The sequence below is a fragment of the Ferrovibrio terrae genome (genome assembly GCF_943371255.1).
In the GTDB taxonomy this organism is placed as follows: Bacteria; Pseudomonadota; Alphaproteobacteria; order Ferrovibrionales; family Ferrovibrionaceae; genus Ferrovibrio; species Ferrovibrio terrae_B.
On the sequence record NZ_CALRUC010000004.1, the window covers coordinates 16818 to 32044 of the forward strand.

Genomic DNA, 15227 nt, shown 5'->3' on the forward strand with positions numbered 1-15227 from the left:
GCTTTCAGCTGGCATTTATAAGTTTCTCTTAGCCATGGGGGGCACATGGCAGACCATCAAAGTAAAGGCGCGCAAGCCGCGCCGCCGCGCCGTCTGAACTGGAACGATCCCGATGTTCGTTCCGTGGTGTATCAGGTCGTCGCCGTTTCTATCGTGGTTGCAGTGGCGTGGTTTCTGATTTCCAACACGCTGCACAATCTCTCGATCCGCAACATTTCCACCGGTTTCGACTTCCTCGGCCGCGAATCCGGCTTCGCCATCGGTGAATCGCCGATCGCCTTCGGGCCGGAAAATACCTACGCCCGCGCCATTCTGGTCGGCCTGCTGAACACCATCCGCGTGGCGGTGATCGGCATCATCCTGGCCACCATCATCGGCACGATTGTCGGCATCGCCCGGCTGTCGAAGAACTGGCTGATCGCCAAGCTGTCGATGATCTATGTCGAGGTGATCCGCAACGTACCGCTGCTGCTGCAGCTGTTCTTCTGGTATGCGCTGATCACCGAGACGCTGCCCGGTCCGCGTTCCGCCATCAACCTGATGCCCGGCGTGTTCATGTCGAACCGCGGCATCAAGGTGCCGGCACCGACCGACCATTTCGCCTTCGATCTGGCCGCCATCGGTTTCCTGCTCGCCTTCGTGCTGATCGCCATCATGGCCAATCTGGCCAAGAAGCGGCAGGACGCCACCGGCAAGCCGTTCCCGATCTATCGCACCGCCCTGGCCTTGCTGGTCGGCATGCCGTTCCTGGGCTGGCTGATCGGCGGCGCGCCGCTGGAACTCGACGTGCCGAAACTGCAGGGCTTTAATTATGTCGGCGGCGCCACGCTGACGCCGGAATTTGCCGCCCTGCTGTTCGGCCTGGTGCTCTACACCGCCGGCTTCATTGCCGAGGTGGTGCGCGCCGGCATCCAGGCGGTGAATTACGGCCAGTGGGAGGCGGCTGGTGCCATTGGCCTGACCCGCACCCAGACGCTGCGCCTGATCGTGCTGCCACAGTCGCTGCGTGTCATCATTCCGCCGATGACCAGCCAGTATCTGAACCTGACCAAGAACAGCTCGCTGGCTGTGGCGATCGGCTATCCCGATATCGTCTCGATTGCCAATACGACGCTGAACCAGACCGGTCAGGCCATCGAAGGCATCATGATCATCATGGCGGTGTATCTGGCCATCAGCCTGTCGATCTCGTTCTTCATGAACTGGTACAACAAACATATTGCGCTGGTGGAGCGGTAAGATGACGACAGCGACCGAATCCCTGCCGCCGCCGACCTCCACCACCGGGCCGATCGCCTGGGTGCGCGAGCGTCTGTTCTCCTCGCCACTCAATGCCATCCTGACCATCCTGTCGGTCTGGCTGCTGCTGATGTCGTTACCGCCATTTATCGAATGGGCCCTGATCAAGGCCAACTTCACGGCGGCGACCTCGCAGGAATGCCGCGCCGGTGGCGGTGCCTGCTGGGCTTTCATCGGCGTGAAATACCGGCTGATGCTGTTCGGCCTGTATCCTTACGACGAGCAATGGCGGCCGCTGCTGGCCACCATCATCCTGATCGCGATGATCATCGTCAGCACCATCCCGCGCTTCTGGACTGTCATCCTGCTGCCGATCTGGGTCGGTGGACTGATCCTGGTGTCGGTGCTGATGTGGGGCGGCATTCTCGGCCTGAAATATGTCGAGGACACGCTGTGGGGCGGCCTGCCGCTCACGCTGATCCTCTCAACTTTCGGCATCGCCATCGCGTTTCCTTTCGGCGTCGCGCTGGCGCTCGGGCGACGTTCGAAGATGCCGGCGATCAAGACGCTCTGCGTGCTCTACATCGAGCTGATCCGCGGTGTGCCGCTGATCTCGATGCTGTTCATGTCATCGGTGATGCTGCCGCTGTTCCTGCCGGAAGGCTTCAGCATCGACAAGCTGCTGCGCGCCCAGATCGCCATCATCCTGTTTGCCGCCGCCTATCTGGCGGAGGTGGTGCGCGGCGGACTGCAGGCGATTCCGAAGGGGCAGTATGAAGGCGCCGATTCTCTTGGTCTCAGCTATGGCCAGAAGATGGGTTTCATCATCCTGCCGCAGGCCCTGAAGGTCGTGATTCCGCCGCTGGTCAGCCTGTTCATTGCGGTGTTCAAGGACACTTCCCTGGTGGTCATCATCGGTATCTACGATCTGATGCAGTCCACCAAAGTGGCGCTGACCGATCCGGCCTGGCGCGGCTTCTCCATCGAGGCCTATATCTTCGTCTCGATGATCTACTTCGTCTTCTGCTACTCCATGTCGAAATACAGCCAGAATCTCGAAAAGCGTCTGGCAACCGGACATAAGCGCTAAAGGGGCCATAACCATGGTTGCACAGATCATCGAACTGCAAAGCGTCAACAAGTGGTATGGCGAATTCCACGTGTTGCGGAACATCAACCTTAGCGTCAAGAAGGGCGAACGTATCGTCGTCTGCGGGCCGTCCGGCTCGGGCAAGTCGACCATGATCCGCTGCATCAACCGGCTGGAAGAACACCAGAAGGGCCATATCATCGTCGATGGCACCGAGTTGACCAACGACCTGAAGAACATCGATGCGATCCGCCGCGAGGTCGGCATGGTGTTCCAGCACTTCAATCTTTTCCCGCATCTCACCGTGCTGGAAAACCTCACGATCGGTCCGATCTGGGTGCTGAAAAAGCCCAAGGCCGAGGCCGAGGCGACCGCGATGAAATATCTCAACCGTGTGCGCATCCCGGAGCAGGCCAGCAAGTATCCCGGCCAGCTGTCGGGCGGCCAGCAGCAACGTGTCGCCATTGCACGCTCGCTGTGCATGAACCCCAAGATCATGCTGTTCGATGAGCCGACCTCGGCGCTCGATCCGGAAATGGTCAAGGAAGTGCTGGATGTCATGGTCGGCCTGGCCGAAGAGGGCGGCATGACCATGATCTGCGTCACCCATGAAATGGGCTTTGCCCGCAAGGTGGCCGATCGCGTGATCTTCATGGATCGCGGCGAGATCATCGAGCAGAACACGCCGGAAGAGTTCTTCTCCAACCCGCAGAACGAACGCACCCAGCTGTTCCTCAGCCAGATACTGCACTGATAAATCACTAAACCGTGCTATGCTCCTCCCCATAACAAATGGGGAGGAGCGTCATGCGCAACAGTGTCGCCGTTCTTCTGGTTCTTGCCTTGGCCGGCCCGGCCTCGGCCCAGCTTCCATCCGTCGATCCTGCCGGCCAGTATCGCCTGATCGGCCCGGCCGCCCGCAGCGACAGCCGTTGCATCGGCAGCCCTGAAACGCCGCTTTGCGCGGTCGAAACCCTGCTGGCCTGCTTCGCCCGCCGCGACACCGATCTGTGCCGCGTGGTCTGGGCCGGCAGTGAAGGCGCTGCCGGTTTCCTTCGCACGATGACGGCCTCGCGCTACTGGTGGAGCTATCGGATCGCGTCTGCCGAACAGCCGGCCGCCGATGAAGCGGTGATCGCGGTTGCCGGTCGCAACTGCGGCCTGCAGATGGCCGAGCCCGATTGCGGCACCACGCCGGCGCCGCCGACGCGCTACCGCCTCAAACAGGTGGCCGGCCGCTGGCAGGTGCTGGACTGGCAGTCGCAGCCGGGCGATCCGACGCCCATACGTTGAGACCAGACTGGCGCAGATGGCAGACCGGCACTGACGGAACTGCCGTGGCTGGCATCGCGTTATACACTGCTGCAGCACCGACTCTGCGGCAGGGGATGCAATGGCCAGGCTATTTGAGATTTTGCAACACATGTCGGCCGGCTGGCGCCTGCTGATCTGCCTGGGTCTCGGCGCCGCCATTTTTCTGTGGCCGTTCCAGCCTGACGATCCGATGATCCATGCCGGTGCGGCCTGGCTGGCGGGCGTGCTGCTGTTCCTTGCCTGGACCTGGTATGCAGTCAGCGACGTATCCATCGCCATGCTGCGCAAGCGGGCCCGTGATCTGGATGACAGCGCCTGGATCATTTCGCTGCTGGTGGTGGTTGCCGGGGCCATCAGTCTGCTGGCGCTCGGCATGATGATCAATGCCAAGGATGATGCGACGGGCAGCATCAGGATATTGCGCCTTGGGCTTGGTGGCGCCAGCATGATCTGTGCCTGGTTCCTGATCCATACGGTGCTCGCCCTGCATTACGCGCATCTCTACTATGGCGACCGGCCTGGAGACGGGAAGCGCAAGGAGCATGGTGGTCTCGACTTCCCGGGCGGGCGCGAGCCCGATTACAGCGATTTCTTTTACTATGCCTTCGTCATCGGCATGACCTGCCAGGTTTCGGATGTGAGCACGCAGTCGCGCGGAATGCGGCGCCTGACGCTGGTGCACAGCGTGATCTCATTTTTCTTCAATACCACGGTGATCGCACTGACCGTGAACATGCTTGCCAGCAATTGATGCCGCTTAACCCGGAATGCTGGGAATCTCGCGCGCCAGATCCGGCTCGTCATGAATGAAGGTAATCGCCAGGCTGCCGGAGATCTCTTCTGCCGTGCCCTGCGCAGGTGGGGCTGGTTCATCAACGCATAACCCGGCCTTTCGCAGATCGTCGAGCCAGTTGGTCAGCGTGACAATCGGGATCGTGAAGCGGATCGTCGCCGCCTTGTTGGAGTAGAAATGTGCGTCCACGACCCAGCCGCTGTGGGTAGCCAGGCTGTCGCAGGCGGCCGTCACCGCCTGATGACGGTCGGCAGTGGTCACGGCCTGCAGCAACAGCGGCTTTGGCTTCATGCCGGAAAAAGTCCGAGCAACCGCAGGCCGATGGCGATGGCCATGCCACTCAGGATCGCGGTCATCGACTTGCGCAGCAGCAGCATGATGCCGACGGCGGCCGCGAGGCCGGCCCACATGGCGGGGTCGCCCTTCATGGCGGCGGCCGTTACGATGGCGACCAGCACGCCGCCGGCGGTATGGCGCAGGAAGCGTTCCAGCCGCGGTGACAGGGTGACATAGCTCATCAGCCAGAAACCGCCGACGCGGGTGAGCAGTGTCGCCAGCGCCATACCGGCGATGGCGATCACCGCCACGCTGTCAAAGGCGAGGAAGTTATTCATCGCGGCTGCTCCACAGCCCGGCCAGGCCGGCGCAGAGGCCGCCGATCAGGATGTACCAGTTGCCGGGCAGCCAGAGCAGGGCGGCCACGGTGCCGGCCACGGCGGCGACCCAGGGCAGGATGTCGCTGCGGCCGCGATACAGTCCCACCACCGAAGTGGCGAATACGCCGGCGATCAGCACATCCAGGCCCCAGCGTTTCACATCGAGGCCGCCGCTGCCGACCAGCGCACCCAGCGCGGTGCCGCCGACCCAGACCGGCCATTGCATGATTATGGTGCCGAGCAGGATGCCGAGATCGCGCCGGCCGTTCATCATCGCCTGCAGGGTGATGGCCCAGCCGGCATCGGTCATGCCGGCCGAGATCGGAAACACCCAGCGGCGCGGCAGGGTGCCGATATAGGGATACAGCGCTGCACCCATCACGATATGGCGGGCATTGACCAGGAAGCTGGTCAGCACGATGGCGGCCACCGGCAGCGGCACGCTCCACAGGCCCAGCACGGCGAACTGCGCGCTGCCGGCGAAGGTGATCGCGCTCATCAGGATGGCTTCGCCCGGCGAGAGCGTGGTGCCCAGCGCGGCGGCGCCGAAGGCAATGCCAAAGGGCAGGGCGCTCAGGCTGTAAGGCGTGGTCAGCTTCATGCCGTGCCACACGCCTTCGCGGGTGAATCTGGCCGTTTCCGGTTTGTCGGGCAGCGAATCCATGGGCGGAAGCTAGGGATTGGCGTGCAGCCAGTCAACCGGTATGATGGTTATATGGCATTGGCTCTCCGCATTCTCACCACTGGCCTGCATGGTGGCCATCCGGCGCTCGATTTCGTCAACACGCTGGACTGGCGTGACCGCCCCGTGGCGGATGGCGGGCCGGAGGACATGCTGGTCAGTTATGACGCGCTGCTGGCCTGGTGCCGACGCCTCGGCATCATCGGCGCGCCGACGCAGGCCGAACTGGATCGGCTGGCTGCGGGCAAGGCCGCGCAGGCCGCTGCCGTGTTGCAGGAGGCCATCGCCCTGCGCGAGGCGCTACATCGCCTGGCCCAGGCCGCGCGGCTGGGCAAGCCGGCAAAGCCCGCCGATCTTGAAACCCTGAACCGCATCCTGCTGCGCTATCCGGAAGGCCGTGTCATCGCCGCCACGGGATCGCGACTGGGCTGGAAGGCGCATGGCGAGGGGCTGGAGCTGGGCTCGCCGCTCGGTGCCATCGCGCGGCTGGGCGCCGACCTGCTGGTGACGGCGGCACCGAACAGCATCCGCTGCTGCGCCGGCCCCGATTGCGGCTGGCTGTTCCACGATACCAGCCCGAACAAGCGGCGCCGCTGGTGTTCGATGGAAAGCTGCGGCAACCGCGCCAAGGCGCGGCGGCATTACGAGCGCGTCAAGAAGCATGCCTGAACTGCCAAGCTGTGCTTGCAGTCAGGCGGCAGACCTCGTCCGGAACTTTCATCTCCGTCATGTCTTTTGGAATAGCTCCAGAAAACCAGCGAGGGATGGACATGGCCAAGACGCCGCGAGACGCGAAGAAGACTGCGCCCAACAACAAGACAAAGACCGTAACCGGCAAGGGCGGTGAGACGCATCAGCAGGCAGACGGCGCCGATCATCGACTGACCACCAATCAGGGAACGGTGATTGCCGACAACCAGAACTCCCTGAAAAGCGGTGCGCGTGGGCCCACCCTGCTGGAGGACTTTATCCTCCGCGAGAAGATCACGCATTTCGATCATGAGCGTATTCCGGAACGGATTGTTCATGCACGCGGCAGCGGGGCGCACGGCTATTTCCAGCCCTACAAAGATCTCAGCCGGCTCACCAGGGCGGCGTTCCTGCGAAATCCGAAGGAGAAAACCAAAGTCTTCGTGCGCTTCTCCACAGTAGCCGGCGGTGCGGGCTCGGCCGACACCGTGCGCGACGTGCGCGGCTTCGCGGTGAAGTTCTATACTTCGGAAGGCAATTTCGACCTGGTGGGCAACAACATCCCGGTCTTTTTCATCCAGGATGCGATGAAGTTTCCCGATCTGGTGCATTCAGTGAAAATGGAGCCCGACCGCGCTTTCCCGCAGGCGGCCTCTGCGCATGACACCTTCTGGGATTTCGTGTCTCTGATGCCGGAAAGCACCCATATGCTGATGTGGGCGATGTCGGATCGCGGCATTCCGCGCAGCTATCGCATGATGGAAGGCTTTGGCGTGCATACCTTCCGGTTTGTCAACGAGAAGGGCAAATCCACCTTCGTGAAATTCCACTGGCGCCCGACTATCGGCGCGGTCTCGCTGATCTGGGACGAAGCCGTGAAGCTGGCCGGTGCCGATTACGACTTCCATCGCCGCGATCTGTGGAACGCCATCGCCGCCGGCGACTTTCCGGAATTCGAGTTGGGCATCCAGGCCTTTGAAGAAAAAACCGCCGACAGGCTCGGTTTTGATGTGCTTGATCCCACCAAGGTGATTCCGGAAGAGGTCGTGCCGCTAGAGATGATTGGCAGGCTTGTGCTCGACCGCAACCCGGACAATTTCTTCGCCGAGACCGAGCAGGTCGCTTTCCATCCCGGGCATGTGGTGCCCGGGATCGATTTCACCAACGACCCATTGCTGCAGGGCCGGCTGTTTTCTTACACCGATACCCAGCTCAGCCGGCTTGGCGGGCCGAATTTCCATGAGATTCCGATCAACCGGCCGGTTTGCCCGATGCGTAACTTCCAGCGCGATGGCATTCACCGCATGGCCGTGCCCCAGGGGCGGGTCAACTATGAGCCCAACAGCCTCGATCCGGACAGCCCGCGTGAGCACCCCACTGCCGGTTTCAATACCTTCCCGGAGCCGGCCGAGGGCGGCAAGCTGCGCCAGCGGCCCGAAAGCTTCGCTGACCATTACAGCCATGCGCGGCTGTTCTGGCTGTCGATGACGAAGCCGGAGCAGACCCACATCGTCAGCGCGTTTGCCTTTGAACTGGCGAAGGTGGGGACCATCTCGATCCGCACTCGCATGCTGGGACGACTGAAGCTGGTGCATAAGGATCTCTGTGCCGGTGTTGAGGCCGCCTTGGGCATGGAGGGACAGGCAGATACTCTGACGCCCGCCGTGCCGGCCAAGACCATGCAGCCGTCACCGGCGCTCAGTCTGATAGCCAAGGCGCCTCCCACCATCAAGGGGCGCAAGATCGGCGTGCTGGTCACCGATGGCACTGATGCGAAACTGTTGGCTGCTGTGCAAAAGGCGGTCGATGGCGAGGGCGCGCTGGTCGAGATCGTGGCGCCGAAGATCGGCGGCGCAAAGCTCAGCGATGGCAAGACCCTGGTGGCGCATCACACCATCTCGGGCGGACCTTCCGTGCTGTTTGATGCCGTGGTGGTGCTGCCGTCGGCGGATGGCGTGAAGGCGTTGGTGCGCGAGGCCGGTGCGGTCGCCTGGGTGCATGATGCCTTCAGTCATCTGAAGGTCATCGGCCATGTCGCGGCGGCAAAGCCGCTGCTGGTCAAGGCCGGCGTGGAGGCGGATGACGGGGTTGTGTCGCTGGATACCAGCAGTGGCGCGAAGGCTTTCATCGCGGCGGCCAAGCAACACCGCATCTGGGATCGCGAGCCGAAACTCAGAAGCCCGGGTTAAGGGGGCCGGGGCGATGACGGAAGCACTCACCGCCGCGGATCGAACAGCGCCTCGCGTGTCTGATACGGCCGGAAGCCGTTTTTCTGGTACAGCGGCAGGGCGGCCGGATGGTCGAGGTTGCAGGTGTTCACCGTCAGCCGGTCGATGCCATAGGACCAGGCCTGCCGGATACCGGCGCGCAACAGCCATGGACCGATGCCGCGGCCGAAGAAGTCCGGCGTCAGGCCGAAATAGGCGATGTTGACGGTCTTGCGCTCGTCGTGGTCGATGGTGCGGCGGTCGAGTTCGATATAGCCGGCCGGTACGCCGCCCACATAGGGCACCCAGATTTCCACCAGCGGATCGCTGATGATATTGCCCAGCGTCAGGTCGCTCATGCGATGGCGGTCGACCCAGTGCCAGGGCTTGCCGACCGCATCATAGAGATAGCGGTAGAATCCGGTGGTCGGCTTGTCGAGCCGCAGCAGCGCCAGCTTGGGCACCAGCGGCGGCAGGTTGGCGCTTTCAGGTGGCGCCTTGGTCATTTCCAGATAGACGACGGTGACATTGTAGCGCCCGTCATCCAGCAGTTCGGCCGGCGGCATGCGGAAGATCGCCGCGGCGACGGTCTCGTTGCGATTGTCGCGTGCCTCGGCCAAGCGGCGCCTCAGGCCACTTCGGCCGGCAGGTCGGCGCGGCCGCCCCATTCGGTCCATGAACCGTCATAGACCGACACCTGGCGATGGCCGAGCAGATGCATGCCGAGCGTGAGGATGCAGGCCGAGACACCCGAGCCGCAGCTGTTCACCACCGGCTTGTTCAGGTCGACACCGGCTTTGGTGAAGATATCTTTCAGCGCATCGGCCGACTGGAACAGGCCGGTCTTCGGGTCGGTCATCAGCGAGGAGGGCACGTTCAGCGAGCCCGGAATATGGCCGCCGCGCAGGCCGATACGTGGCTCCGGCTCGGTGCCGTCGAAGCGGCCCTTGCTGCGCGCATCCACCACCTGTTCGCGCGGGCTGGTCATGTTGGCGCGGATCTGGTCGACATCGCGAACCAGAAGATCATTGCGGCGCGCGGTAAAGTGGCGCTCGCGCGGCAGCGGCGGCAGGTCTTCCACCGGGCGGCCTTCGGCCTTCCATTTCTTGAAGCCGCCATTCAGCACGGCAACATCGTTATGGCCGAAGACGCGGAACATCCACCAGGCGCGCGGCGCCGACAGATGCACGTCCGAACCGTCATAGACCACGATGCGGTTGCCATCGCCGATGCCAAGCCGGCGCATGCGGGCGGCGAATTTCTCCGGGCTGGGCAGCATATGCGGCAGCGGCACATCGGTATCGGCGATCTCGTCGATATCGAAATACACCGCGCCGGGGATATGCGCATCGGCATATTCCTGCCGGCCGTTGCGGCTCATGGTGGGCAGATACCAGGAGGCATCGACAATGCGCAGGTCAGGCGCCTTCAGGTGTTCGGCCAGCCATTCGGTCGAAACCAGCGCATCCGGATTCACATACGACGACATGGAGTCACTCCCTCGGATTTTTTAGGCGGCGAATGCGATATTCACGCGCCGGTTCTGCTTGCCCTTGTTCTCGATCTTGACGACCGCCACCGGGCCGATCTCGCCGGTCTGCTTCACATGGGTGCCGCCGCAGGCCTGCAGGTCGAGCGGCCGGTCCAGCCCGGCGATCTCGATCAGGCGCACTTTGCCCAGGCCCATCGGCGGCTTCACCGCCATGGTCTTGACCAGGTCGGGGCTCGACAGCAGTTCTTCATCGGTGATCCAGCGCGCGCTCACGGCATGGTCGGCGGTGATCAGCTCGTTCAGCCTGGCGGTCAGCGTGTCCTTGTCCGGGATGCTGTCAGCCATATCAAAGTCAAGCCGGCCCTTGCCATCGCTGACCTGGCCGCCGGTGACCGGGAAGGGCACCAGCACCGACAGCAGATGCAGGCAGGTATGCATGCGCATCAGGCGGTGGCGCCGCGCCCAGTCGAGTTCCAGCTTGCCCCTGGCGCCGACCTTGAGCGCCGCCGAGCCGCCGGCCGGCACATGGATGATGCCGTCGGGGCCGTCGCCCTTGCGCGTGTCGGCGATTTCCACCACCTCGCCGCTCTCCAGCATGAAACGCCCGATATCGCCCGGCTGGCCGCCACCCGTCGGATAGAACACCGATGCATCGGTCTGGAAGCCGCGCTCGTCGATCGCCGTCACAATGGCATCGCAGGCGGGCAGGTAGGCATCGTCGCGGAACAGGAAGCTGGTCATGGGGCTCAACTCATCCAGGGCGGAACCGGCAGGTTCTTCGACCGCAGGAATTCCGGATTGAACATCTTGCTCTGATAGCGCGCGCCACCGTCGCACAGGATGGTGACGATGGTGTGGCCCGGGCCCATCTTTTTGGCGAGGCGGATGGCGGCGGCGATGTTGATGCCGCTGGAACCGCCCAGCACCAGGCCTTCATGCTGGATCAGGTCGAACACCACCGGCAGGGCTTCCTCGTCGGGAATCTGGAAGGCGTCGTCGGGCGTGATGCCTTCCAGGTTGGCGGTGATGCGGCCCTGGCCGATGCCTTCGGTGATCGAGCTGCCCTCGGCCTTCAGTTCGCCATGCTTGTAATAGTGATACAGCGCGGCGCCCATCGGATCGGCCAGCGCCACCTGCACCTTCGGGTTGCGCTCTTTCAGCGCCATCAGGATGCCGGCCAGCGTGCCGCCGGAGCCGACCGCACAGGTGAAGCCGTCGATCTTGCCGCCGGTCTGCTCCCAGATCTCGGGACCGGTGGTGTGATAATGCGCCTCACGGTTGGCGACATTGTCGAACTGGTTGGCCCAGATCGCGCCGTTCGGCTCGGTCTTGGCCATCTCCTCGGCCAGGCGGCCGGAGTATTTCACGTAGTTGTTGGGATCCTTGTAGGGCACGGCCGGCACCAGCCGCAGGTCGGCACCGCACAGGCGCAGGAAGTCTTTCTTCTCCTGGCTCTGGGTATCGGGCATCACGATCACGGTCCTGAAACCCAGTGCATTGCCCACCAGGGCGAGGCCGATGCCGGTGTTGCCGGCGGTGCCTTCCACGATGGTGCCGCCCTGGCGCAGCGTGCCGCGCTTGAGTGCGTCCTGCACAATGTACAGTGCGGCGCGGTCTTTTACCGAGCCACCGGGATTCATGAATTCGGCCTTGCCGTAGATGTCGCAGCCGGTGGCCTCGGAGGCGCGGCGCAGGCGGATCAGCGGCGTGCGGCCGATACTGTCGATGAAGTCTTTGCGGATATCCATAACGCTCTCGGTCTCAGGGAGGTCGGGCCGATATAGCGCCCTCCCGTCCTAATCCTATACCGAGGGGGGGTTAGGGTCGCAACCCGCGCGGATCGGCCCAGCTCCGGCGCAGCTTATCGCGATGCAGCGCCAGCCACAGCAGGCTGAAGGAGGCGGGCGGGTTGGGGATTTCCCCGGCTTCCCAGCGGGCAAAGGCCTCGGCAAACGGCAGGGCGAAAACCCGGATTTCCTCATGCTCGTTGGCGAGGCCGTGCAGGCCGCCGGCCAGCGATGCATCCACCGGCGCGCAGAACAGGTGATAGCGCTCCGAGCAGAAACCGGGCGTGGCATAGACCGTGTTGATGAAGATCAGCGGGCCAACCGGATCGAGGCCGCTTTCTTCCTTCATCTCGCGACGGGCCACATCTTCCAGGCTTTCGCCTTCCTCGATCAGGCCGGCCACCACCTCGGTCATCCAGGCGCGGTCGCCATTCAGCAGGGCGGAGGTGCGGAACTGTTCAGCCAGCACCACCTCGTCGCGCCTGGGGTCATAGGGCACGACGCAGACGGCATCGCCGCGCCCCACCACCTCGCGGCTGATCAGGCCGCTCATGCCGCCCCGGAACAGGCCATGGCGCAGATGCAGCTCATCCACCTTGAGATGGCCGTCAAAGACGCGGTCATGGCGCACCACCTCGACCGGGTAGGGCTGGTTGCTGGTGTCTAACGGCTTGCGCATGGCATCGGGCCCTGGTGGTGGAGACTACGGAGGAAGGCGGCCTTGTCGCGACGCTGCCAGCGCCGCAGCTGCCAGTCATCGAAGGTGGCGGACAGCCCGGAACCGGCCGGCAGAAACACCCGGGCGCGGGCCGGGCCCCGGCTGCCGTTGCGGCAGACCGGCAGGGCGCGGGTCAGGTATTCCGGCCCCTCGTAGGCGTCCAGGCGGGCGGCATCGCCGGGCCGGGGCCGGAACAGCAGGCCATCCACCCGCCCGCCGGGGGCACGCACCAGTACCGGGTAGCTGCGCCCGCGGGCCCGTTTGCGACGGAAGCCGGGCAACCGGGCCGGGCGCAATTGGCGGGGGCTGGGCCGGTAGCCCAGAATCAGGCGCCGCACATCCGAATCGCACAGCGTGCCGTAGAAGAAATACATCATGGGTGGCAGGCTTGACCGGTCCGGGGATTGATCCAGATTGCAGGCAGACACGTACAACACCGTGTAGTCCAGAGCACAGGATTTCGCAAAGACCATGGTTGTGACCGATTTGGCCGCAAACTCCGATTCCCTCCGGGTACCGGACCATCATATCCCGGCCGAGTTGCTGTTGGATTACGCCAGCGGCACGCTGCCGGAACAATGGTCGCTGGTGACGGCCTGCCATCTGACCTTCTGCCCGCACTGCCGGCGCGAGCTGGCCGCTCTCGAGGCCACCGCCGGCGCCATGCTGGAAGACATCGCGCCGCAGCCGGTCAAGGCCAGCGGCTTTGCCGCCGTATCCGCCCGGCTGGGGTCGCAGGAGCCGGCCGCGCCGGCCGTCACGGCGTCCGACGATCTTCTGCCCGTGCCGCTGCGCAGCTATCTGAACCGCAGTATCGACACCATCCCGTGGCGCTGGAGCGGCGCCGGCCTGCAATCCTATGCCCTGCCGATGCGCAAGCCGCGCGGCGGCATGGTCAGCCTGCTCAAGGTGGCGCCCGGTGCCGGTTTGCCGATGCACACCCATCGCGGCGGGGAAATGACCCTGGTGCTGAGCGGCGGCTATACCGACGCGGCCGGCGCCTTCCGGCGCGGCGATGTCGAGATCGCCGATGGCAGCGTTGAGCATCGCCCGCTGGCGATGACCGACCAGCCTTGCATCTGCCTTGCCGTCACCGACGCGCCGCTGCGCTTCAGCGGGTCTTTTGGCTGGGTGCTGACACAATGGGCCAGATTCTCCGCATAGCCTGCACGCTGCTGTTGTTGGCCTTGCCGCTGACGGCACAGGCCGAACAGGTCGAGACCCGCAATTTCCAGGTGCTGCGCAACGGCACGCCGATCGGCCATCACAATGTGACGATCCGGCGCAATGGCGAGCGCACCGATGTGAATGTCGATATCCGGCTGCGGGTCACGGTCGCCGGCGTGCTGACACTGTATCGCTATCTCCATGACTCGCATGAGGTCTGGGAAGGCGACCGCCTGGTCAGCCTAAAATCCACCACCGACAATGACGGCGAGGCGGAATACCTTAACGCCATGGCTGCGCCGACTGGCCTGCAGGTGGATGGATCGCGCTTCAAGGGTGTGCTGCCCGCCGACACCATGCCGACCAGCTACTGGCGCAGCGATTTCGTGCAGCGCGCCACCATCATGGACAGCCAGAATGGCCGTCGCCTCGATCTGACCGTGAAGCCGTCGCAGTTTGAAATGGCCAGCGCTGCCACCAGCGACATGCCGGCATACAGGTATGATGTGACCGGCGAGGTTGATCTCACCCTGTGGTATGGCCGAGATGGCCGCTGGGTGAAAACGGCATTCCCGGCCAAGGACGGCTCAAAAATCGAGTATCTGCTGCAATGACCGCCGCCAACACCGGGCCCGGCGTGGTCTGGATCACCGGTGCAGGCTCGGGCATCGGTCGTGCCCTGGCGCTGCGCTATCTGCGGGCCGGCGCCATCGTGGCCGGCACGGCGCGGCGGCTGGAAACACTTGAAAGTCTGCCGGCCGAAGCACGCGGCGCCGGTGGGCGCTTCCATGCTTTCACTGCCGATCTCACCGATCTGGCCGCCACGCGCGCCGCGGTCGCCCGCATCGACGCCGAGCTTGGACCGATCCGGCTGGCGGTGCTGAATGCCGGCACGCACAAGCCGACGCCGGGCACGCGGTTCAATGCCGATGATGTGCGCATGCTGCTCGACAGCAACGTGATGACGGTGGCCAACAGCCTGGACGCCGTGCTGCCGGGCCTGCTGGCGCGCCGCGGCGGCATGGTGGCGATCAATGCCTCGCTGGCCGGCTATGGCGGTCTGCCATCGGCAGCAGGTTACGGCGCCAGCAAGGCGGCGCTGATCAACATGGCAGAGGCGCTCAAACTCGATCTCGATGGCAAGGGCATCACCGTGCGGCTGATTTCGCCGGGCTTCGTGCGCACGCCGCTGACCGACCGCAACCCTTTCCCGATGCCGTTCCTGATGGATGTCGATGTGGCGGCCGAACGGTTGTGGCGGGCCCTGGAAACCGGCGGCGATTTCGAAATCATCTTTCCGCGCCGCTTCGCCTATATCCTCAAGGCAATGCGTCTGCTGCCCTACAGCCTGTATTTCCCGCTGGTGCGCCGCTTCACCGGCATCTGACTGGC

19 protein-coding genes are annotated in these 15227 nt (G+C 64.0%); 10 read left to right on the forward strand and 9 right to left on the reverse strand.

The window, feature by feature from the left end; all coding sequences use genetic code 11:
• Window positions 1-45 precede the first annotated feature (45 nt).
• The 5 genes from AAG799_RS01725 (at window position 46) to AAG799_RS01745 (ending at window position 4394) form a co-directional block, all read left to right on the forward strand.
• On the forward strand, window positions 46-1239 hold the full coding sequence (locus tag AAG799_RS01725; RefSeq protein ID WP_341894062.1) for an amino acid ABC transporter permease: 1194 nt from the start codon (window positions 46-48) through the stop codon (window positions 1237-1239).
• A 1-nt stretch (window position 1240) separates the two neighbouring features.
• The gene (locus AAG799_RS01730; protein WP_341894063.1) at window positions 1241-2329 is read left to right on the forward strand and encodes an amino acid ABC transporter permease; all 1089 of its coding nucleotides are present in this window, start codon (window positions 1241-1243) and stop codon (window positions 2327-2329) included.
• A gap of 13 nt (window positions 2330-2342) precedes the next feature.
• The gene (locus AAG799_RS01735) at window positions 2343-3083 is read left to right on the forward strand and encodes an amino acid ABC transporter ATP-binding protein (protein ID WP_341894064.1); all 741 of its coding nucleotides are present in this window, start codon (window positions 2343-2345) and stop codon (window positions 3081-3083) included.
• Between the two features lie 53 nt (window positions 3084-3136).
• The gene (locus AAG799_RS01740) at window positions 3137-3622 is read left to right on the forward strand and encodes a hypothetical protein (protein WP_341894065.1); all 486 of its coding nucleotides are present in this window, start codon (window positions 3137-3139) and stop codon (window positions 3620-3622) included.
• 130 nt (window positions 3623-3752) lie between these two features.
• A complete protein-coding gene (locus tag AAG799_RS01745; protein ID WP_341894066.1) occupies window positions 3753-4394 on the forward strand; it encodes a DUF1345 domain-containing protein in 642 nt (213 codons plus the stop codon).
• Window positions 4395-4400: 6 nt separating this feature from the next.
• On the opposite strand, the gene AAG799_RS01750 is transcribed toward AAG799_RS01745, so the two are convergent.
• Genes AAG799_RS01750 through AAG799_RS01760 form a run of 3 tightly spaced genes read right to left on the reverse strand, consistent with a single transcriptional unit; the run spans window position 4401 to window position 5756 of the window.
• Window positions 4401-4727: a hypothetical protein gene (locus tag AAG799_RS01750; protein ID WP_341894067.1), complete on the reverse strand. Its 327-nt coding sequence runs from the start codon at window positions 4725-4727 to the stop codon at window positions 4401-4403.
• A complete protein-coding gene (locus tag AAG799_RS01755) occupies window positions 4724-5050 on the reverse strand; it encodes an AzlD domain-containing protein (protein WP_341894068.1) in 327 nt (108 codons plus the stop codon). The genes AAG799_RS01750 and AAG799_RS01755 overlap by 4 nt, the downstream gene beginning before the upstream one ends.
• Complete coding sequence (locus tag AAG799_RS01760) at window positions 5043-5756, reverse strand: AzlC family ABC transporter permease (RefSeq protein WP_341894069.1); 714 nt, start codon at window positions 5754-5756, stop codon at window positions 5043-5045. The genes AAG799_RS01755 and AAG799_RS01760 overlap by 8 nt, the downstream gene beginning before the upstream one ends.
• 51 nt (window positions 5757-5807) lie before the next feature.
• On the opposite strand from AAG799_RS01760, the gene AAG799_RS01765 reads away from it, so the two are divergent.
• Together AAG799_RS01765 and AAG799_RS01770 are read left to right on the forward strand one after the other, a co-directional pair.
• Window positions 5808-6443, forward strand: coding sequence for an ABATE domain-containing protein (locus tag AAG799_RS01765; protein ID WP_341894070.1), 636 nt, complete (start codon window positions 5808-5810; stop codon window positions 6441-6443).
• Window positions 6444-6544: 101 nt separating this feature from the next.
• Window positions 6545-8653: a catalase gene (locus AAG799_RS01770; protein ID WP_341894071.1), complete on the forward strand. Its 2109-nt coding sequence runs from the start codon at window positions 6545-6547 to the stop codon at window positions 8651-8653.
• A 26-nt stretch (window positions 8654-8679) separates the two neighbouring features.
• Here AAG799_RS01770 and AAG799_RS01775 read toward each other — a convergent pair whose 3' ends face one another.
• The 6 genes from AAG799_RS01775 to AAG799_RS01800 form a co-directional block, all read right to left on the reverse strand.
• Window positions 8680-9291, reverse strand: coding sequence for a GNAT family N-acetyltransferase (locus tag AAG799_RS01775; protein ID WP_341894072.1), 612 nt, complete (start codon window positions 9289-9291; stop codon window positions 8680-8682).
• 8 nt (window positions 9292-9299) lie between these two features.
• Window positions 9300-10160 (reverse strand): 3-mercaptopyruvate sulfurtransferase, encoded by an 861-nt coding sequence (gene sseA / locus AAG799_RS01780; RefSeq protein ID WP_341894073.1) that lies wholly within the window; start codon window positions 10158-10160, stop codon window positions 9300-9302.
• A 21-nt stretch (window positions 10161-10181) separates the two neighbouring features.
• Window positions 10182-10904 (reverse strand): alanyl-tRNA editing protein, encoded by a 723-nt coding sequence (locus AAG799_RS01785; RefSeq protein ID WP_341894074.1) that lies wholly within the window; start codon window positions 10902-10904, stop codon window positions 10182-10184.
• Between the two features lie 5 nt (window positions 10905-10909).
• Complete coding sequence (locus tag AAG799_RS01790) at window positions 10910-11911, reverse strand: cysteine synthase A (RefSeq protein WP_341894075.1); 1002 nt, start codon at window positions 11909-11911, stop codon at window positions 10910-10912.
• Between the two features lie 70 nt (window positions 11912-11981).
• Window positions 11982-12629: an NUDIX domain-containing protein gene (locus AAG799_RS01795; RefSeq protein ID WP_341894076.1), complete on the reverse strand. Its 648-nt coding sequence runs from the start codon at window positions 12627-12629 to the stop codon at window positions 11982-11984.
• Window positions 12614-13141, reverse strand: coding sequence for a gamma-glutamylcyclotransferase family protein (locus AAG799_RS01800; protein ID WP_341894077.1), 528 nt, complete (start codon window positions 13139-13141; stop codon window positions 12614-12616). The genes AAG799_RS01795 and AAG799_RS01800 overlap by 16 nt, the downstream gene beginning before the upstream one ends.
• Here AAG799_RS01800 and AAG799_RS01805 point away from each other — a divergent pair.
• Genes AAG799_RS01805 through AAG799_RS01815 form a run of 3 tightly spaced genes read left to right on the forward strand, consistent with a single transcriptional unit; the run spans window position 13140 to window position 15222 of the window.
• Complete coding sequence (locus tag AAG799_RS01805; RefSeq protein ID WP_341894078.1) at window positions 13140-13832, forward strand: ChrR family anti-sigma-E factor; 693 nt, start codon at window positions 13140-13142, stop codon at window positions 13830-13832. The two genes, AAG799_RS01800 and AAG799_RS01805, sit on opposite strands and share 2 nt — an antisense overlap.
• Window positions 13811-14449: a DUF6134 family protein gene (locus tag AAG799_RS01810; RefSeq protein ID WP_341894079.1), complete on the forward strand. Its 639-nt coding sequence runs from the start codon at window positions 13811-13813 to the stop codon at window positions 14447-14449. Before AAG799_RS01805 ends, AAG799_RS01810 begins: the two co-directional genes overlap by 22 nt.
• Window positions 14446-15222: an SDR family NAD(P)-dependent oxidoreductase gene (locus AAG799_RS01815; RefSeq protein ID WP_341894080.1), complete on the forward strand. Its 777-nt coding sequence runs from the start codon at window positions 14446-14448 to the stop codon at window positions 15220-15222. Before AAG799_RS01810 ends, AAG799_RS01815 begins: the two co-directional genes overlap by 4 nt.
• Window positions 15223-15227: the final 5 nt, after the last annotated feature.

Coding starts and splice junctions, on each gene's coding strand:
- AAG799_RS01725 (WP_341894062.1), top strand. CDS start 46: ATGGCAGACCATCAAAGTAAAGGCGCGCAAGCCGCGCCGCCGCGCCGT.
- AAG799_RS01730 (WP_341894063.1), top strand. CDS start 1,241: ATGACGACAGCGACCGAATCCCTGCCGCCGCCGACCTCCACCACCGGG.
- AAG799_RS01735 (WP_341894064.1), top strand. CDS start 2,343: ATGGTTGCACAGATCATCGAACTGCAAAGCGTCAACAAGTGGTATGGC.
- AAG799_RS01740 (WP_341894065.1), top strand. CDS start 3,137: ATGCGCAACAGTGTCGCCGTTCTTCTGGTTCTTGCCTTGGCCGGCCCG.
- AAG799_RS01745 (WP_341894066.1), top strand. CDS start 3,753: ATGTCGGCCGGCTGGCGCCTGCTGATCTGCCTGGGTCTCGGCGCCGCC.
- AAG799_RS01750 (WP_341894067.1), bottom strand. CDS start 4,727: ATGAAGCCAAAGCCGCTGTTGCTGCAGGCCGTGACCACTGCCGACCGT.
- AAG799_RS01755 (WP_341894068.1), bottom strand. CDS start 5,050: ATGAATAACTTCCTCGCCTTTGACAGCGTGGCGGTGATCGCCATCGCC.
- AAG799_RS01760 (WP_341894069.1), bottom strand. CDS start 5,756: ATGGATTCGCTGCCCGACAAACCGGAAACGGCCAGATTCACCCGCGAA.
- AAG799_RS01765 (WP_341894070.1), top strand. CDS start 5,808: ATGGCATTGGCTCTCCGCATTCTCACCACTGGCCTGCATGGTGGCCAT.
- AAG799_RS01770 (WP_341894071.1), top strand. CDS start 6,545: ATGGCCAAGACGCCGCGAGACGCGAAGAAGACTGCGCCCAACAACAAG.
- sseA (WP_341894073.1), bottom strand. CDS start 10,160: ATGTCGTCGTATGTGAATCCGGATGCGCTGGTTTCGACCGAATGGCTG.
- AAG799_RS01785 (WP_341894074.1), bottom strand. CDS start 10,904: ATGACCAGCTTCCTGTTCCGCGACGATGCCTACCTGCCCGCCTGCGAT.
- AAG799_RS01790 (WP_341894075.1), bottom strand. CDS start 11,911: ATGGATATCCGCAAAGACTTCATCGACAGTATCGGCCGCACGCCGCTG.
- AAG799_RS01795 (WP_341894076.1), bottom strand. CDS start 12,629: ATGCGCAAGCCGTTAGACACCAGCAACCAGCCCTACCCGGTCGAGGTG.
- AAG799_RS01805 (WP_341894078.1), top strand. CDS start 13,140: ATGGTTGTGACCGATTTGGCCGCAAACTCCGATTCCCTCCGGGTACCG.
- AAG799_RS01800 (WP_341894077.1), bottom strand. CDS start 13,141: ATGGTCTTTGCGAAATCCTGTGCTCTGGACTACACGGTGTTGTACGTG.
- AAG799_RS01810 (WP_341894079.1), top strand. CDS start 13,811: ATGGGCCAGATTCTCCGCATAGCCTGCACGCTGCTGTTGTTGGCCTTG.
- AAG799_RS01815 (WP_341894080.1), top strand. CDS start 14,446: ATGACCGCCGCCAACACCGGGCCCGGCGTGGTCTGGATCACCGGTGCA.